Genomic DNA, 12,236 nt, shown 5'->3' with positions numbered 1-12,236 from the left:
AAAGTAGATTATTATACTTGTATTAATAGCCAGGTGTTTGGATAATATTGGGATTCGTATTAATCGAGTTATTATGGATTGGCCAAAGCAGAATATTCTGTTCATTTTCACGACCGATCAAAGAGGGGACATCGTCGAATACCACACCGAATCGAATCAAGTCCCACCAGATTTTACCTTCAGCTACGAATTCTTTCTTCCGTTCGTTCAGAATGGCCCGATCTATTTGCTGTGACGATAAACCGTTGGAATAAAAGTTAGCGATACCATAAGCCCTTTGGGCAACTGCATTAAGTCGTTCAATTGCCAAGGGCGAATTGCCTAGCGCGTTTTCAATTTCAGCACTCATTAATAAGGCATCTGCGTATCGGTAAACGATAATGTCTGAATCAAAAACGCGTGTTTGATTCTGCCAGCTACCTGCATACTTATTGATCCATTGAAAAGTCGCGTCCTTCGGCTCATCAAAAAATGTTTCAAAACTTACATTTGTCCGTTGATCATCAGCATTTTCTGACAGGAAGTTCTTATATTCATCCGTCAAGAAAATCCATTGCTGATGACTGCCGACCTTAATCGGGTTTTCTATGTATTGCGCCGATATATATTGCAAAGGTACAAGGTGATCTGCTGGATAACCACCTGTATATTCATCCATTACGAAACTCCATGCGAATACGATCTCCTGGTTAAGCTTGTTATTGAACACACTTGAAAAATCATTCATTAGGGTGTAATTAGCATTATTCACTACCGCATCAACGGCTTGTTTTGCTAAATTTAAAACGGCTTCACCCCCGTTCCTCACTTTAGCCATCCACAAATAATAATCGGCTTGCAATAAATTAATTGCCCCTTTTGATGCCAAATTGCGGTCGGTGGAATGAGCCGGTATGAGTGAATTGGCAGCTTCCAAGTCGATAGCCACTTGTTCAAATACGCGTTCGGCAGGTTCTCGAGAAGGGTAGAGATCCTCTTGTTCACCGGATTCAAATCCGTTGACTAATACAGGAGCGTCGCCCCAAATGCGGCCAATCCAGTAGTAGCAAAATGCGCGAACAAATAGCGCATTGGCTAAGACTTTGTTCTTGTTTGCTTCATCAGCAAAGGAAATGTTAGGTGTATATTTCAGGATAAGATTACAATCATTAATCGTCGTATACAGATTTTGCCAGTTCGCGTGGGTATGCGAGGCGTTTAGCTGGTTGGTAAACGGATCACTATAAGTTGCATTAGTAGCCAAACCTCGACCCCACAGGCCAGAGCGGTATTCTCCCCAGAAAATATAGGCATCCGCAAATGACGAACGCATTTTATTGTATACGCCATACATTGCTGCCATAGCGTCCCCTTCATCCGCCCACATAGCAGTCGCCGTAATAGCACTTTTTTGATTGACGTCCAATTTGTCATGGCATGCCTGCATACCGAGCAAAGCGGCCATTATATAGATAAGATAATATTGTTTGATCTTCATGACGCTTTCATTTATAAGGTTATTTTAGCTCCAATTGAAAACCTTCTGATCGGAGGATAATTATAATACTCATTTCCGTTGGCATTGCTATAAGTGGTAGACGCCCCCACTTCGGGCGAGATGCCGGTACCTCGCAGGGCAGAGAAATAATGTAGATTGTTACCGGAAAGGGTCAGCACCAGGCTTTTCACGCCTAGTTTGCTGAATATGTTTTCGGGAAGACGGTACTGCAAGGTTACTTCTCGAATACACAGGTAGTCTCCTTTATAATTGAAGACATTAGATGTTCTCGAAAAGTTTGAGTTACCCGCATCGGGGTCATTTGCCGTAAATCGGGCATATTTTGTATCATCTCCTTCTTGCTTCCATGTCTCGTTCACGCGGTCCACAAGGGTATAATTGTTGGCAAACGTATTCATAAAATAGCGCATATACGCATTGTGGTTAATGGAATGTCCTAAAGCCCAATCTACAAAGACATTGAGGCTAAAGTTTTTGTAAGAAAAAGAGTTGTTTAATCCACCGGTAGTATGTGGTACGGTTACGCCGAGCTCAAATTGGTCCATGTTGTTAATCCTTCCATCGCCGTTACGATCCACCCATTCATAGTCGCCCGGTAATTTGCGTCCCCGGATGTTTTGCCCATCTGCGGGATCCCAACCTCGAGCACTCTCATCGTAACGCGCATTTGCCGCTTGTTCTGCGTTCTGAAGGATATGGTCTACCATATAACCATAATACCGGTATAGCGGTTCTCCTTCTGCTGTACCGCCATAAGCAGTTCCATCCGATAAAGTGATTCCACCAATACGGTTTCGATCACGTCCGTTGTCGGGCAATTCAAGCACTTTGTTCTTGACAAAACTCCAGGTCAATTTGGAATCCCAGGAAAAGGCATCCGTCTGTATGTTTCTTGATGATAATTCCAGGTCATAACCATAAAATCGAACCTTGCCGACATTGGTTTGCACATTATTGAATCCCGAAGTATTTGGCAGTTCCATGCTGAACAGTAAGTCTTCCGTGATTTTGTTAAAATAATCAGCACTAAAGGAAATTCGGTTGTTGACCATATTTAGATCAAAACCTGCATCGAGTTGCGTTGAAGTTTCCCAAGTCAGGTTTCTATTCTGCATGATATTTGGTAGTATACCTGCATTTCCATTATATCGGGCATCTGTGGCAAACCGACCCAAAGCGTCGTATAATCCGATGGAATTATTACCCGTTTGCCCGTAACTCATCCGTAACTTCAAGTAGTTGATCAACCTATTATCGCGCAGAAAATTTTCGTCCGACATAATCCAACCACCGGATATACCCGGAAAAAAGCCCCAACGATTTTCTTTTGCAAACAAGGACGATCCATCCATTCGGAAAGTAGCCATTAACAAGTATTTTTGTTTAAAATTGTATGATAAGCGACCGAAATAACCGATAAGCACTTGCTTATCAAAGTTACTGTCCGCACCGGTTTTGTTCGGTCCAGCTGTGAGTGTGGGTACTTTATCCGAACTTGCGCCCGTAGCGCTAGCCGAGAAGCCTTTGTTGTCAGTAACCTGATAAGAGTAACCCGCCATCCCAGATACGGTATGTTTGCCGTCAAAAGTCTCATCATAAGAAAGATAGGCGTCAAGTTTTGTTCTTTCCAATTCTCCAAACTCCGCCTTGGTTGTCCGCAGGCCACTAAATTCATGGGCCTTCTCAAAATAATCGTATTGTGTCACGTGGCTATAATTCGAAACTTGAACGTTGGCTTTTAACTGGTCCAGAATCCGATAATTTAAACCGCCAATTAGCGAAAGACGTCTATCCTTATTTGCTATATCACGTGTATAATCCCACCATACGGGGTTTGGAGAGCTCGCATTGTAACCAGGTGTTGGCCGTCCATCGGCATAGTATACTTTTTGAGTAGGGGGGGTAGCGAGCCCTCTGGCGATTACATTCATCTGGTTCTCGAACTCGCTCGAACGTGTTGACGAAAAATCAAAAACGGTATTCAAGGTGAGCCGTTCGGAGATCTTTACATCTGTTTTTGCACGGGCGCTATAGCGGGCATAACCAGTGCCTAAAGCTACACCGGCATCGTTTGTATAACCACCACTCGCGGCATAACGAAGAAATTCGTTACCGCCGTCTACACCGAGGTAATAATTTTGCCAAAGTACTTCGCGGAACATCAGCGATTGGTAGTCGTTATCTTGATAGATCAAGGTTTTACTTGGATCCAGTGGATCAGGCATCGAATAATACCCCGCGGGTACGGCTTCACCTTCGCCCAGGTATCGGGTAGAATAAAGCGAATTTTCATCATTGCCGGAACTGGCCGAATATCCCGACGCGTTGTTGTACTCTGGAGTGGGGCTCAAAGCCACGGCCGGTCTTACGGTATTGATATAATCACGTGCATTCATGAAGTCAATCAATGTTTCTGGTTCTTGATGGGCAAGGCTTACATCAAAAGTGATCAGTGGTGCCTGTGAGGCTGCACCTTGCTTGGTGGTAATCAGTACCACCCCATTAGAAGCACGCGATCCATAAATAGCAGTAGAAGCAGCATCTTTCAGTACTTCAATCGATTCCACGTCATTTGGATTGATACCCGAAAATGCTCGTTCCACCCCATCCACCAGTACCAAGGGATCGTTCGATTTATTAATGGATGAACCTCCGCGGATCCGAAAAACGGCATCTGCCCCTGGGCTGTTGTTGGATTGATATACCCGCGCACCGGCAACTTTTCCTCTCAAACCTTCTCCTACGGTACTGATGGGAATATCCCGCAAAACCTTACCCTCAATTTTCGTAATTGCTGAAGTAATCGTCCGACGGGATTGTGTACCGTAACCTACCACTACCACTTCATCTAAATTCTCATGTGTTTCAACGAGTGTAATAACCACTTTATTTGAAGCGGGTACCGGAATTTCTTTTGTTTCAAAACCAACAATGGAGAAAACAAGTGTTCCTCCCGAAGAAGGAGCGTCGATACGAAATGCACCAACTTCATTCGTCGTAGCTTTTACAGTAGAGCCTTTGAGTGAAACCGTTACCCCTTCTAGCGGTTTCCCGTCAGCACTATTGACTGTGCCGACAATCCCTCTGTTCTGCGCAACAGTGTGTTGTGTTGAAAAAGCAGCACAACACAGGAAAATAATAAATAACAAACGAACATTCATAACATACTGTTAAGGTTAATAATTGGAAATTGGTTATTATGTAGAACATATGAACAAATATAACAGACTTGATATCATATTTCAAAACTTTTAGTTAAAAAATGGAAAACAGGTCGGGTGTAAGAAATTCTTTTCGTTAACGTTTAGTTGCAATAGCTTTTCTTTCCTTATAATATGAGTGATTTCGCTTTGCTAGCTTGTGCAGTACTCGATGTAACGGTTAATAGCTATAATTGGTTTTTAGTTCTTATGTAGAACATATTTCAAATATACAATATATTCAATCAAAAGCAAAAAATGCTTGGCAAAAAAATAGACAAACGAGCTTGTTTTGCCAAGCAGTAAAAAGCTTATATTATTTTATTTATACGGATGGCCTGCTTACGAAAGCTTGAAACGATTATAATTGTACGCTCAGGCCAGTATAATAATTACGGGGAAAGGCTGCGTTGTAATAGCGTCCACCGAAAGCATTAATATCATTTCCCAGGCTATAGGCTTCATTCAGCAAATTATCAATTCCACCAAATAATTGGAGTGTAGCTTTTCCAAAAACTCTTTTTTCCCAGCTAAGTTTGCTCTGTATTAAGTGGTATCTTTTTGCATAGGCGGTATTACCGTCATTTAATGGAATAGAGGAAGTGTAATTATGTTGGAGATAAAAGCTAATCTTTTCTGGAAAAAGCACATGTATTCCAGTTACAACAACTTCTCCGGGCACACCTGTTAATTTATTTCCGGTGTAATTATTTCCATTATCCTGATAGTCATCAAATCGAAAGTGGCTCCATGTAATATTACTCGAGAGACGCAAGCCATTCACAAAGCGATGTGCATTGGGTTGTAGGATCCATGCACTTACAGCTGCTTCCAATCCACGTTGTTTAACACCTCCAGCATTGGTGAAAAATTCTTCTCCGTTCTCATTGCTTAATCTGACAATAGCATCCTGCATTCGATAACTAAAAGCCGAAATATCTAGCTGAAATCTATTGCTGCCGCTTTGCCATCGAATACCGGTTTCTTTGTTCCAGCCTGTCTCCGGTTGCAATGCTGTATTAATAATTTTATCGGAAGATCGTACCTCTGCGGCGGTAGGCGGAGAAAAACCCCGTCCAACGGAGGCTCTCCAACTGACAGTTGGTGTTACCAAATAAGATGCGGCCACTCTGGGCATCCATGTTGGCTCAAAATCCACCCTTTGAAATTGATTTGTGGCTTCCGGGAAAAGGCCTTTATAAGCATACTTATAATAATTTAGACTTAATGCTGCTTCAACATTAAGTCGTTTCGCTAAATCACCCGAAAAGCGAATAAAATAAAAGTGCTGATCATTTTTAAGGGCATCTCCTGCTTGTTCTTGTCCTTGTACCCCCCCGTTATTATCAAAATTAAGAATATCGGCTTTGCCTTGTTGCCATTCCACACCGGCGTCTGCTTGCCAAGCAAAATCCGGATAAAATTGACCAGTATAAGAGAAATAAGAGCGTATACCGTAATTATGCTCGTATCTTTTTTCAAAGTTTGTTATAAAGGGGTTTCTAAAATCAGTATAAGAACCAAAGATCGAGAAAACATGCTTCAGATGCGGTGTTAAGGAAGCATCATGAACAAGCCCGCCTAGGAGGGTATTATTGTAAATTGCGGCTTGTTGTTCCACTGCTCCGGGATTGGGGCCGGCAGAAGGTCTTGCCTGCTTGGGGTTTTCTGCGTATTGCGCTTCGGTAAGCCCTCCAGGGGTTTCGTAGGCCATGCTGGAGTATAGACCTATAAAGCGCAATTCATTTTTGGCGTTATATTTAAAGCGTTGTGCCGTTTGTATAAAATGTCGATGACTGGCAGTATTGTCTCGATAGCCATCCGATCGCTGATAAGCATAATCCAAGCCTACATTATATTTTTCATTGATGACATAATTGCCGCTGAGTTGATGGTGAAATAGTCCATACGAGCCTGCACTTTCTTTTATGTTCCATGTAGTAGTGGGTGCACCTTGCAACCCATTTGGGGTCATCAGAATCACTCCCCCCGAGTTAGCGCCAAATAAACTTCCGTCGGGGCCTTTTAAAACAGTTATATGATGAAGCGTTGATGGATCGATGGAGTTTAAATAGGTATTGCCGCTTGCATCGGTTAATGGGATTTCATCTAAGTATATTTTTACATTTCTTACGCCGAACGGAGAGCGCAATAGACTTCCCCGGATCGAAAGTCGGTAGCTACCGGGCGAGCGTTCCTCCATACGTACACCTGGAATGGTGTTGAGTGCTGGGAGTAAAGTGTTTCCCTGTTGTAAATTCAGTAGTTCTTTGTCAATGAGCCCAACTGAACTAGTGAGTTGAAGATAAGGTTGCGTTCTAAGATAAGCTCGTACCGAGGCAGTAGGTAATTGGAATAAAGTGTCCGGTGTTTTTTCTTGTGCGTGGCTCTCTTTAATAGGTGATGTGCAAAGGCTTATAAGAAGTAATGCGAAAAAACTAAATTTCATTTTTTTGTCTCAAGATATTAAACTAAAATAGTAAAAGCTCGTCAAATAAGCAATCGTGGACTTGTTATTAAATCTGATCCTTATGAATAGACTATTTTATCTTTTCGGTCTGACACTATTATTTTCCTCTTGTTCAACCTACTATATCAGCAAATTAAATAGCCCTGATTTGAATAAAAATGAAGAAACAGGTGTATTTGTCTTTGAAAATGACTCAATGCGAGTTGCCTATAATTTTTTTGGCGAGAATGCTCCTGTAACCATCGACGTATATAACAAATTGGATGAACCCCTTTATATCGACTGGCAGCGATCTGCTTTAATTGTTGATGATCAGGCAACCAGCTATATGGGAGATAATTTCGTTATTAACGGACATAGTTCATCTTTTGGCTCAAGTTATCGTTCCTTGGATGACTGGCGTACCTCGCTAAGTGAAGGCACTTTTAACGGTACGGCAACTATTCCAAGAGGGTTGACCTTTGTACCGCCTAAGTCTAAAATAACGCAAACAAAATTGAAATTAGCAAATTTGTTCTATGAGGATATTGCTGATTCGAGTTACAGAAGCGTCGATCTCGCGACAAATGATGGGGCCATGCGAAAAATCAAAGTTAGGAATTATACCAAAGAAAACACGCCCCTTACGCTGAGAAGCTACTTGACGATGTACGTGCTTGACGACCTTACTAATAAGACAAAAAGCATGGTTTTCGAGCAACATTTTTATGTGAATCAGGTTTCAAAACTCGGGGTGAGCCCTGCTAATTTGTTGAGTTATAAAAACAAACGAGGAGATACTTTCTTCAACAAGAAAACGCGCGGCAGAGGTGCCTTAATAACTGCGGCAGTGGCAATTAGCGCCTTAGGATATGCAGTAGAAGAGAGCCGGCAAACTCCTCGTTCTAGTGATTAAGCAGGGATTCATTTTTCACTAATAGGATTTCCTCTTGTTTTATGAATAGATAACCAAATTCATAACAGAAGAAATATTTGCTACCTCTTGATGTATCGAGGATGTGCGTATAATGTTTAAAATCAAAACCCAAGTTTAAAAGGTCCTCTTTGAGGACCTTCTTCTTTCCGTTGGGATTGAGGTTCATGATAATACCTCTATTCTTTTTGAGTATAGCATTGACGCGACGAATATGGTTCTGATCGTGTATTTTCAATCTATTATTGAAGTTACTCCGACACGCGTCATTGCAGAACTTTTTATCCGAGCGACCGATTAAAGGTTCATGACAATCTAAACAAAAGCGATCCATAACTAAACGCGTAATCTTCGTGTTGTTAATAGGTTTATGTCGCAAGTATACAAAAATAAACCAATAATGCCGGAGCTTGAAACGGAATGAATAAACTGAACAATTAAGCCTTTCGGCTTAAGTCTAAGCTATTAAGATTTACTCTACTTTTAATATGACATATCGTTTCATGCCTACAGGCATTTTCCACGCTACCTGATCACCTTCCTTAAATCCGATAAGGGCAGAGCCCATCGGGGTAAGTACAGATATTTTTTGTTGCTTGACGTCTGCTAATTCCGGCGCGACTATATGGAAGGCGCTTGTAATTTGACTATCGAGGTCTTTTACCTCGACCCGTGAATTGAGTTTTACGCGCTCCTTTTCAAGGGCGTCTTTTGTCAGAACCTTCGCTCGTCCCAGCTCGTAAGCAAGAGACATCGCTTGATCTGGATCATTGGAGGGGCTTACATGTTTGATGAGTACATTGTAGTCTTCTTCAGATAATACGACTTGATTTTTTAGATTATTCATGTTTTTTATTTTTTTAGATAGTAAATGAATTGAATGCTTCATATCAAGCTCACCAATAAAGGTAGCCTATAAGACATTGAATGATAAGTGATTTTCCCCCGAGACTAAGTGGATTTCCTGAAGTGTGAAGTCCGGGGTTTATATATTGAATTCCTTGAGGTTGGAAAAAAGATATAAGCTCGCCGTACAATGATGAATTGCATCGAAGTAAGCTTTCATTATGCGATATTGCAAGGTCTTTCCCACGTAGGCAAAGCTATGTAAAATTCACATGAAAGACAATAGCTTCTCATTGCGATTAACAAAAGAATTGCTGTAGCTATACATTTATGTGGAACAGGTTGGGTGGTGGAATACCTTGAAATTAACAGAATTAGCGATAAAACAAAGTGCGTTTGCTTTTTGGTGAAGTGCAATCGCTTTTTCTAGCTTACCTTCTTCGGCAATAACAACAGTAGGATGAAGGTGGGCTTCGTTGAAGGCTCCCCCGCCGGTAACTGTTTCAATCATGGTTGCGGTTGCTGTATCGGTGTACGCTAATACGGTAATTTTAGCTTCTGCACATAAGTGTAAATACCATAGCATATGGCAACTCGACAAGGACGCGAGCAAAAGCTCTTCTGGATTATGTTTAGTACGATCTCCCCGAAAAGCAGGATCAGAAGAACCTTCGATAGTGATTTTCTGGTTGATCGTTATTTTATAACTCCTGTCATATGCATGATAATTGGCGGTACCTTTACCTAAGTTACCCGTCCATTCCGTATGAAGTTGGTATTGATGTGTTTTAGGCATTGTGCGCAACTGTAACTTGAAATATCAGCTCCTTGACGGGCTGACGGATCTTTAAAACAAAAGATGGCTAGTCCCCAATAATAGCTTTAAGATTGGCAGGGGAGTAATTAACAGATTTTAAGGTTTTACGGTCTTCAGTTCTATATACCAAAAATAGATCTCCTTGCCGCTCATAGAAGCAATCCACGCCTTTATTTTTATAGTGGTGTATCGTCGCTTCGGCCTCTTCTATATTTTTACAGGCCTTGCTCATGTTAGACCGTTGCACCTCGTCAAAAAGTGTTTTGAATTTTTCTGCTAACCCAAATTCCAAAATGGCTCCCGATAGCACATATTGGATATCGCAGAGCGCATCCGCTACTTCCACAAGGTCGTTATTTTGAATAGCCTCTTCTAATTCTTTTAATTCTTCAGCAATAAGTGAAACACGTAGTTTGCAGCGTTGTTCGCTGGGAATCGTGGGATTTTCAAGAATAGGGTGTTTAAACGTTTTGTGAAATTCTGCAACCGAGGTAAGCGTAATAGGATCCTGCATGATAGTCGTGATTTTTTTTCAAACATAAAAAAAATGGAGGAAATCCGCGCAATCAATATGTTATTACTGACGGTATATTTTTTAATTGATTATAAATAAGTCCGTACCAGCAGGCTGTTAGCCGAGTATAAACGGATGTAAACGTTTATATCCGTTTATTATACGAATAGATTCCAATAGCTTCCGGAGATTTGTCGGGTGATTAATGGAAAGCACGGCGCTATTTGCCGTTTTAATCGATACATTAACTTAATTTAAAATTATGAGTACATTAAAAAACAGTGTGAGACTAACCGGGTTTTTAGGAACCAAACCTGTGATGAAAAAATTTGGTGATAATAAATACTTGGCGCGCGTGTCACTTGCCACCAATGAGCGATATAAAAATCAAGAGGGCGAATGGTTGACTGATACCCAATGGCATCAATTAGTTTTCTGGGGAAAGCAAGCAGTTTTCGTAGAAAAAAGTTTAGATAAAGGAAGTGAAATATCCATAGAAGGCAGGCTGATTAATCGAAGTTATACAGACAAAGCGGGGGAAGTCAGGTATGCTGTTGAAATCGTTGTCAATGAGGTACAAGCAGCTCAAAAAGTAGTTGCAGTTTCTGAATAATCGGGCAATGAGTCGCCTCCCTGTCGCGATGCCGGGGGGCGACTATTATGCTTGCTAAATATTTTTGGTGTTGAAGCTCTTTCGTGTATAGAAACCTGGTACTGCGTGATCCCCCTCTTTAAATACAAAATTCACAACGTGAATATTTGTTCGATCAGTAAAGGCATAGGTAGCTTCTGCTAAATACGTGAGGGCGCCGGTGGTTCCCATTTGCTGCGTTAGAAAAGTGGCGTTTGGAATTTTAACAGATAAAGTGTCGTGATTAACTGCACCGAGTTCTATCTTGACTTCGGGATACTTAATATTTAAGGCTTCAGCGAGTTCTTCCTTGTTTAAAGGAATTTGACTTTTTTCGGGATTTTCCTGCAATGCGATACGAGTCGTGTTCGAATCAACAACGGCTATGAAGGGCAATGTTAATGTTTTTATAGCTGAAGAAGTAGTCGTCTCTGTACCATCCGAATCTGATGTATGCGTATTGCCTTGTTCATTTTGACAGGCAATGATTAGAAAGGATGCAATAATTACCGAAACAATCGTTATGAATGATCTTTTTACTTCCATGTGATTTCAACTAAAGTTCAAAACTGTTTCCATACAGCCCTCCGGGCAGCGCGGTGATACCCCCTATGGCTGTATTTTATGGTGTAGTGACCGCTACCGGTAACACTTTACCATTAAAAAACTTATGTCCGGTCAATGCAAAATCCGCAATATATTTACCCATTTCAAAGGCCGCAATTGGTGACTGGTAATTAGGAAACGCTTTTTCAAGCATTTCTGTTTGCGCTGATCCAATAGCAAGACAGTTAATGTGAATTTTCCGCGCTGCAAATTCAACCGCAAGGCACTCCGTTAGGGTGTGCAATGCTGCTTTACTGGCAGAATAGGCTGCTAACCCGGGAAATTTGACACTTCCTTGAAAACCACCCATACTACCGATGTTTAAGATGTGGCTCCCTGCGGGCATGATAGGACTTAGGTGTTTAATCATTTTTACGTGTCCCAAAACGTTCGTTTGCAACATTTCTGCAAAATCAATGGCAGTTGTTTCTTCGAAAGACTTATTAATTAGGACACCTGCATTGTTAATCAATATATCAACATGACCAATTTTTTCTACAATAAAAGGTAACAGGCCCGATTCGTAGTCATCATGAACAATATCAAATCTTGCTGGGTATATATTGCAATCGGGATTCAATCCCTTTGCTATTTCGAATAGTCTTTTCAGTTTATCATGTGATCGAGCTAAAGCTATTACATGATGTTCATTTCGTAAGATCAGTTCTAAAACGGCTTCAAATCCTACACCACTGCTTGCACCTGTTATTACTATATTCATGTTTAACACTATTTTTCATC

At 41.2% G+C, this 12,236-nt stretch carries 11 protein-coding genes; 2 read left to right on the top strand and 9 right to left on the bottom strand.

What is annotated here, in order from left to right:
• Positions 1 to 22: 22 nt before the first annotated feature.
• The 3 genes from RYH73_RS10405 to RYH73_RS10395 all read right to left on the bottom strand — a co-directional run bounded on the left by RYH73_RS10405 (position 23) and on the right by RYH73_RS10395 (position 7,147).
• Complete coding sequence (locus RYH73_RS10405) at positions 23 to 1,477, bottom strand: RagB/SusD family nutrient uptake outer membrane protein (RefSeq protein ID WP_335313358.1); 1,455 nt, start codon at positions 1,475 to 1,477, stop codon at positions 23 to 25.
• Positions 1,478 to 1,488: 11 nt separating this feature from the next.
• Positions 1,489 to 4,659, bottom strand: a complete 3,171-nt coding sequence (locus RYH73_RS10400; RefSeq protein ID WP_335313357.1) for a SusC/RagA family TonB-linked outer membrane protein — start codon at positions 4,657 to 4,659, stop codon at positions 1,489 to 1,491.
• Positions 4,660 to 5,059: 400 nt separating this feature from the next.
• Positions 5,060 to 7,147, bottom strand: a complete 2,088-nt coding sequence (locus tag RYH73_RS10395; RefSeq protein WP_335313356.1) for a TonB-dependent receptor — start codon at positions 7,145 to 7,147, stop codon at positions 5,060 to 5,062.
• An 82-nt stretch (positions 7,148 to 7,229) separates the two neighbouring features.
• On the opposite strand from RYH73_RS10395, the gene RYH73_RS10390 reads away from it, so the two are divergent.
• A complete protein-coding gene (locus RYH73_RS10390) occupies positions 7,230 to 8,063 on the top strand; it encodes a hypothetical protein (protein WP_335313355.1) in 834 nt (277 codons plus the stop codon).
• Here the strand turns inward: RYH73_RS10390 and RYH73_RS10385 are convergent.
• The 4 genes from RYH73_RS10385 to RYH73_RS10370 all read right to left on the bottom strand — a co-directional run bounded on the left by RYH73_RS10385 (position 8,053) and on the right by RYH73_RS10370 (position 10,258).
• Positions 8,053 to 8,415, bottom strand: a complete 363-nt coding sequence (locus RYH73_RS10385; protein WP_335313354.1) for a hypothetical protein — start codon at positions 8,413 to 8,415, stop codon at positions 8,053 to 8,055. The genes RYH73_RS10390 and RYH73_RS10385 overlap by 11 nt on opposite strands.
• Before the next feature lie 138 nt (positions 8,416 to 8,553).
• Entirely contained in the window at positions 8,554 to 8,928 is a 375-nt protein-coding gene (locus tag RYH73_RS10380; RefSeq protein ID WP_335313353.1) for a GreA/GreB family elongation factor, read from the bottom strand.
• 327 nt (positions 8,929 to 9,255) lie between these two features.
• Complete coding sequence (locus RYH73_RS10375) at positions 9,256 to 9,723, bottom strand: OsmC family protein (RefSeq protein ID WP_335313352.1); 468 nt, start codon at positions 9,721 to 9,723, stop codon at positions 9,256 to 9,258.
• A 67-nt stretch (positions 9,724 to 9,790) separates the two neighbouring features.
• The gene (locus RYH73_RS10370) at positions 9,791 to 10,258 is read right to left on the bottom strand and encodes a nucleoside triphosphate pyrophosphohydrolase family protein (RefSeq protein WP_335313351.1); all 468 of its coding nucleotides are present in this window, start codon (positions 10,256 to 10,258) and stop codon (positions 9,791 to 9,793) included.
• A 262-nt stretch (positions 10,259 to 10,520) separates the two neighbouring features.
• Between RYH73_RS10370 and RYH73_RS10365 the strand changes: the two genes are divergently transcribed.
• Complete coding sequence (locus RYH73_RS10365) at positions 10,521 to 10,871, top strand: single-stranded DNA-binding protein (protein ID WP_335313350.1); 351 nt, start codon at positions 10,521 to 10,523, stop codon at positions 10,869 to 10,871.
• 54 nt (positions 10,872 to 10,925) lie between these two features.
• Here RYH73_RS10365 and RYH73_RS10360 read toward each other — a convergent pair whose 3' ends face one another.
• Both RYH73_RS10360 and RYH73_RS10355 read right to left on the bottom strand, forming a co-directional pair.
• Positions 10,926 to 11,435, bottom strand: a complete 510-nt coding sequence (locus RYH73_RS10360) for a hypothetical protein (RefSeq protein WP_335313349.1) — start codon at positions 11,433 to 11,435, stop codon at positions 10,926 to 10,928.
• A gap of 76 nt (positions 11,436 to 11,511) precedes the next feature.
• Positions 11,512 to 12,216 (bottom strand): SDR family NAD(P)-dependent oxidoreductase, encoded by a 705-nt coding sequence (locus RYH73_RS10355; RefSeq protein WP_335313348.1) that lies wholly within the window; start codon positions 12,214 to 12,216, stop codon positions 11,512 to 11,514.
• Positions 12,217 to 12,236: the final 20 nt, after the last annotated feature.

This window comes from Olivibacter sp. CPCC 100613 (genome assembly GCF_036959255.1).
Lineage (GTDB): Bacteria > Bacteroidota > Bacteroidia > Sphingobacteriales > Sphingobacteriaceae > Olivibacter.
This window is presented reverse-complemented; position numbering and strand designations above follow the sequence as displayed.

Coding starts and splice junctions, on each gene's coding strand:
- RYH73_RS10405 (WP_335313358.1), bottom strand. CDS start 1,477: ATGAAGATCAAACAATATTATCTTATCTATATAATGGCCGCTTTGCTC.
- RYH73_RS10400 (WP_335313357.1), bottom strand. CDS start 4,659: ATGAATGTTCGTTTGTTATTTATTATTTTCCTGTGTTGTGCTGCTTTT.
- RYH73_RS10395 (WP_335313356.1), bottom strand. CDS start 7,147: ATGAAATTTAGTTTTTTCGCATTACTTCTTATAAGCCTTTGCACATCA.
- RYH73_RS10390 (WP_335313355.1), top strand. CDS start 7,230: ATGAATAGACTATTTTATCTTTTCGGTCTGACACTATTATTTTCCTCT.
- RYH73_RS10385 (WP_335313354.1), bottom strand. CDS start 8,415: ATGGATCGCTTTTGTTTAGATTGTCATGAACCTTTAATCGGTCGCTCG.
- RYH73_RS10380 (WP_335313353.1), bottom strand. CDS start 8,928: ATGAATAATCTAAAAAATCAAGTCGTATTATCTGAAGAAGACTACAAT.
- RYH73_RS10375 (WP_335313352.1), bottom strand. CDS start 9,723: ATGCCTAAAACACATCAATACCAACTTCATACGGAATGGACGGGTAAC.
- RYH73_RS10370 (WP_335313351.1), bottom strand. CDS start 10,258: ATGCAGGATCCTATTACGCTTACCTCGGTTGCAGAATTTCACAAAACG.
- RYH73_RS10365 (WP_335313350.1), top strand. CDS start 10,521: ATGAGTACATTAAAAAACAGTGTGAGACTAACCGGGTTTTTAGGAACC.
- RYH73_RS10360 (WP_335313349.1), bottom strand. CDS start 11,435: ATGGAAGTAAAAAGATCATTCATAACGATTGTTTCGGTAATTATTGCA.
- RYH73_RS10355 (WP_335313348.1), bottom strand. CDS start 12,216: ATGAATATAGTAATAACAGGTGCAAGCAGTGGTGTAGGATTTGAAGCC.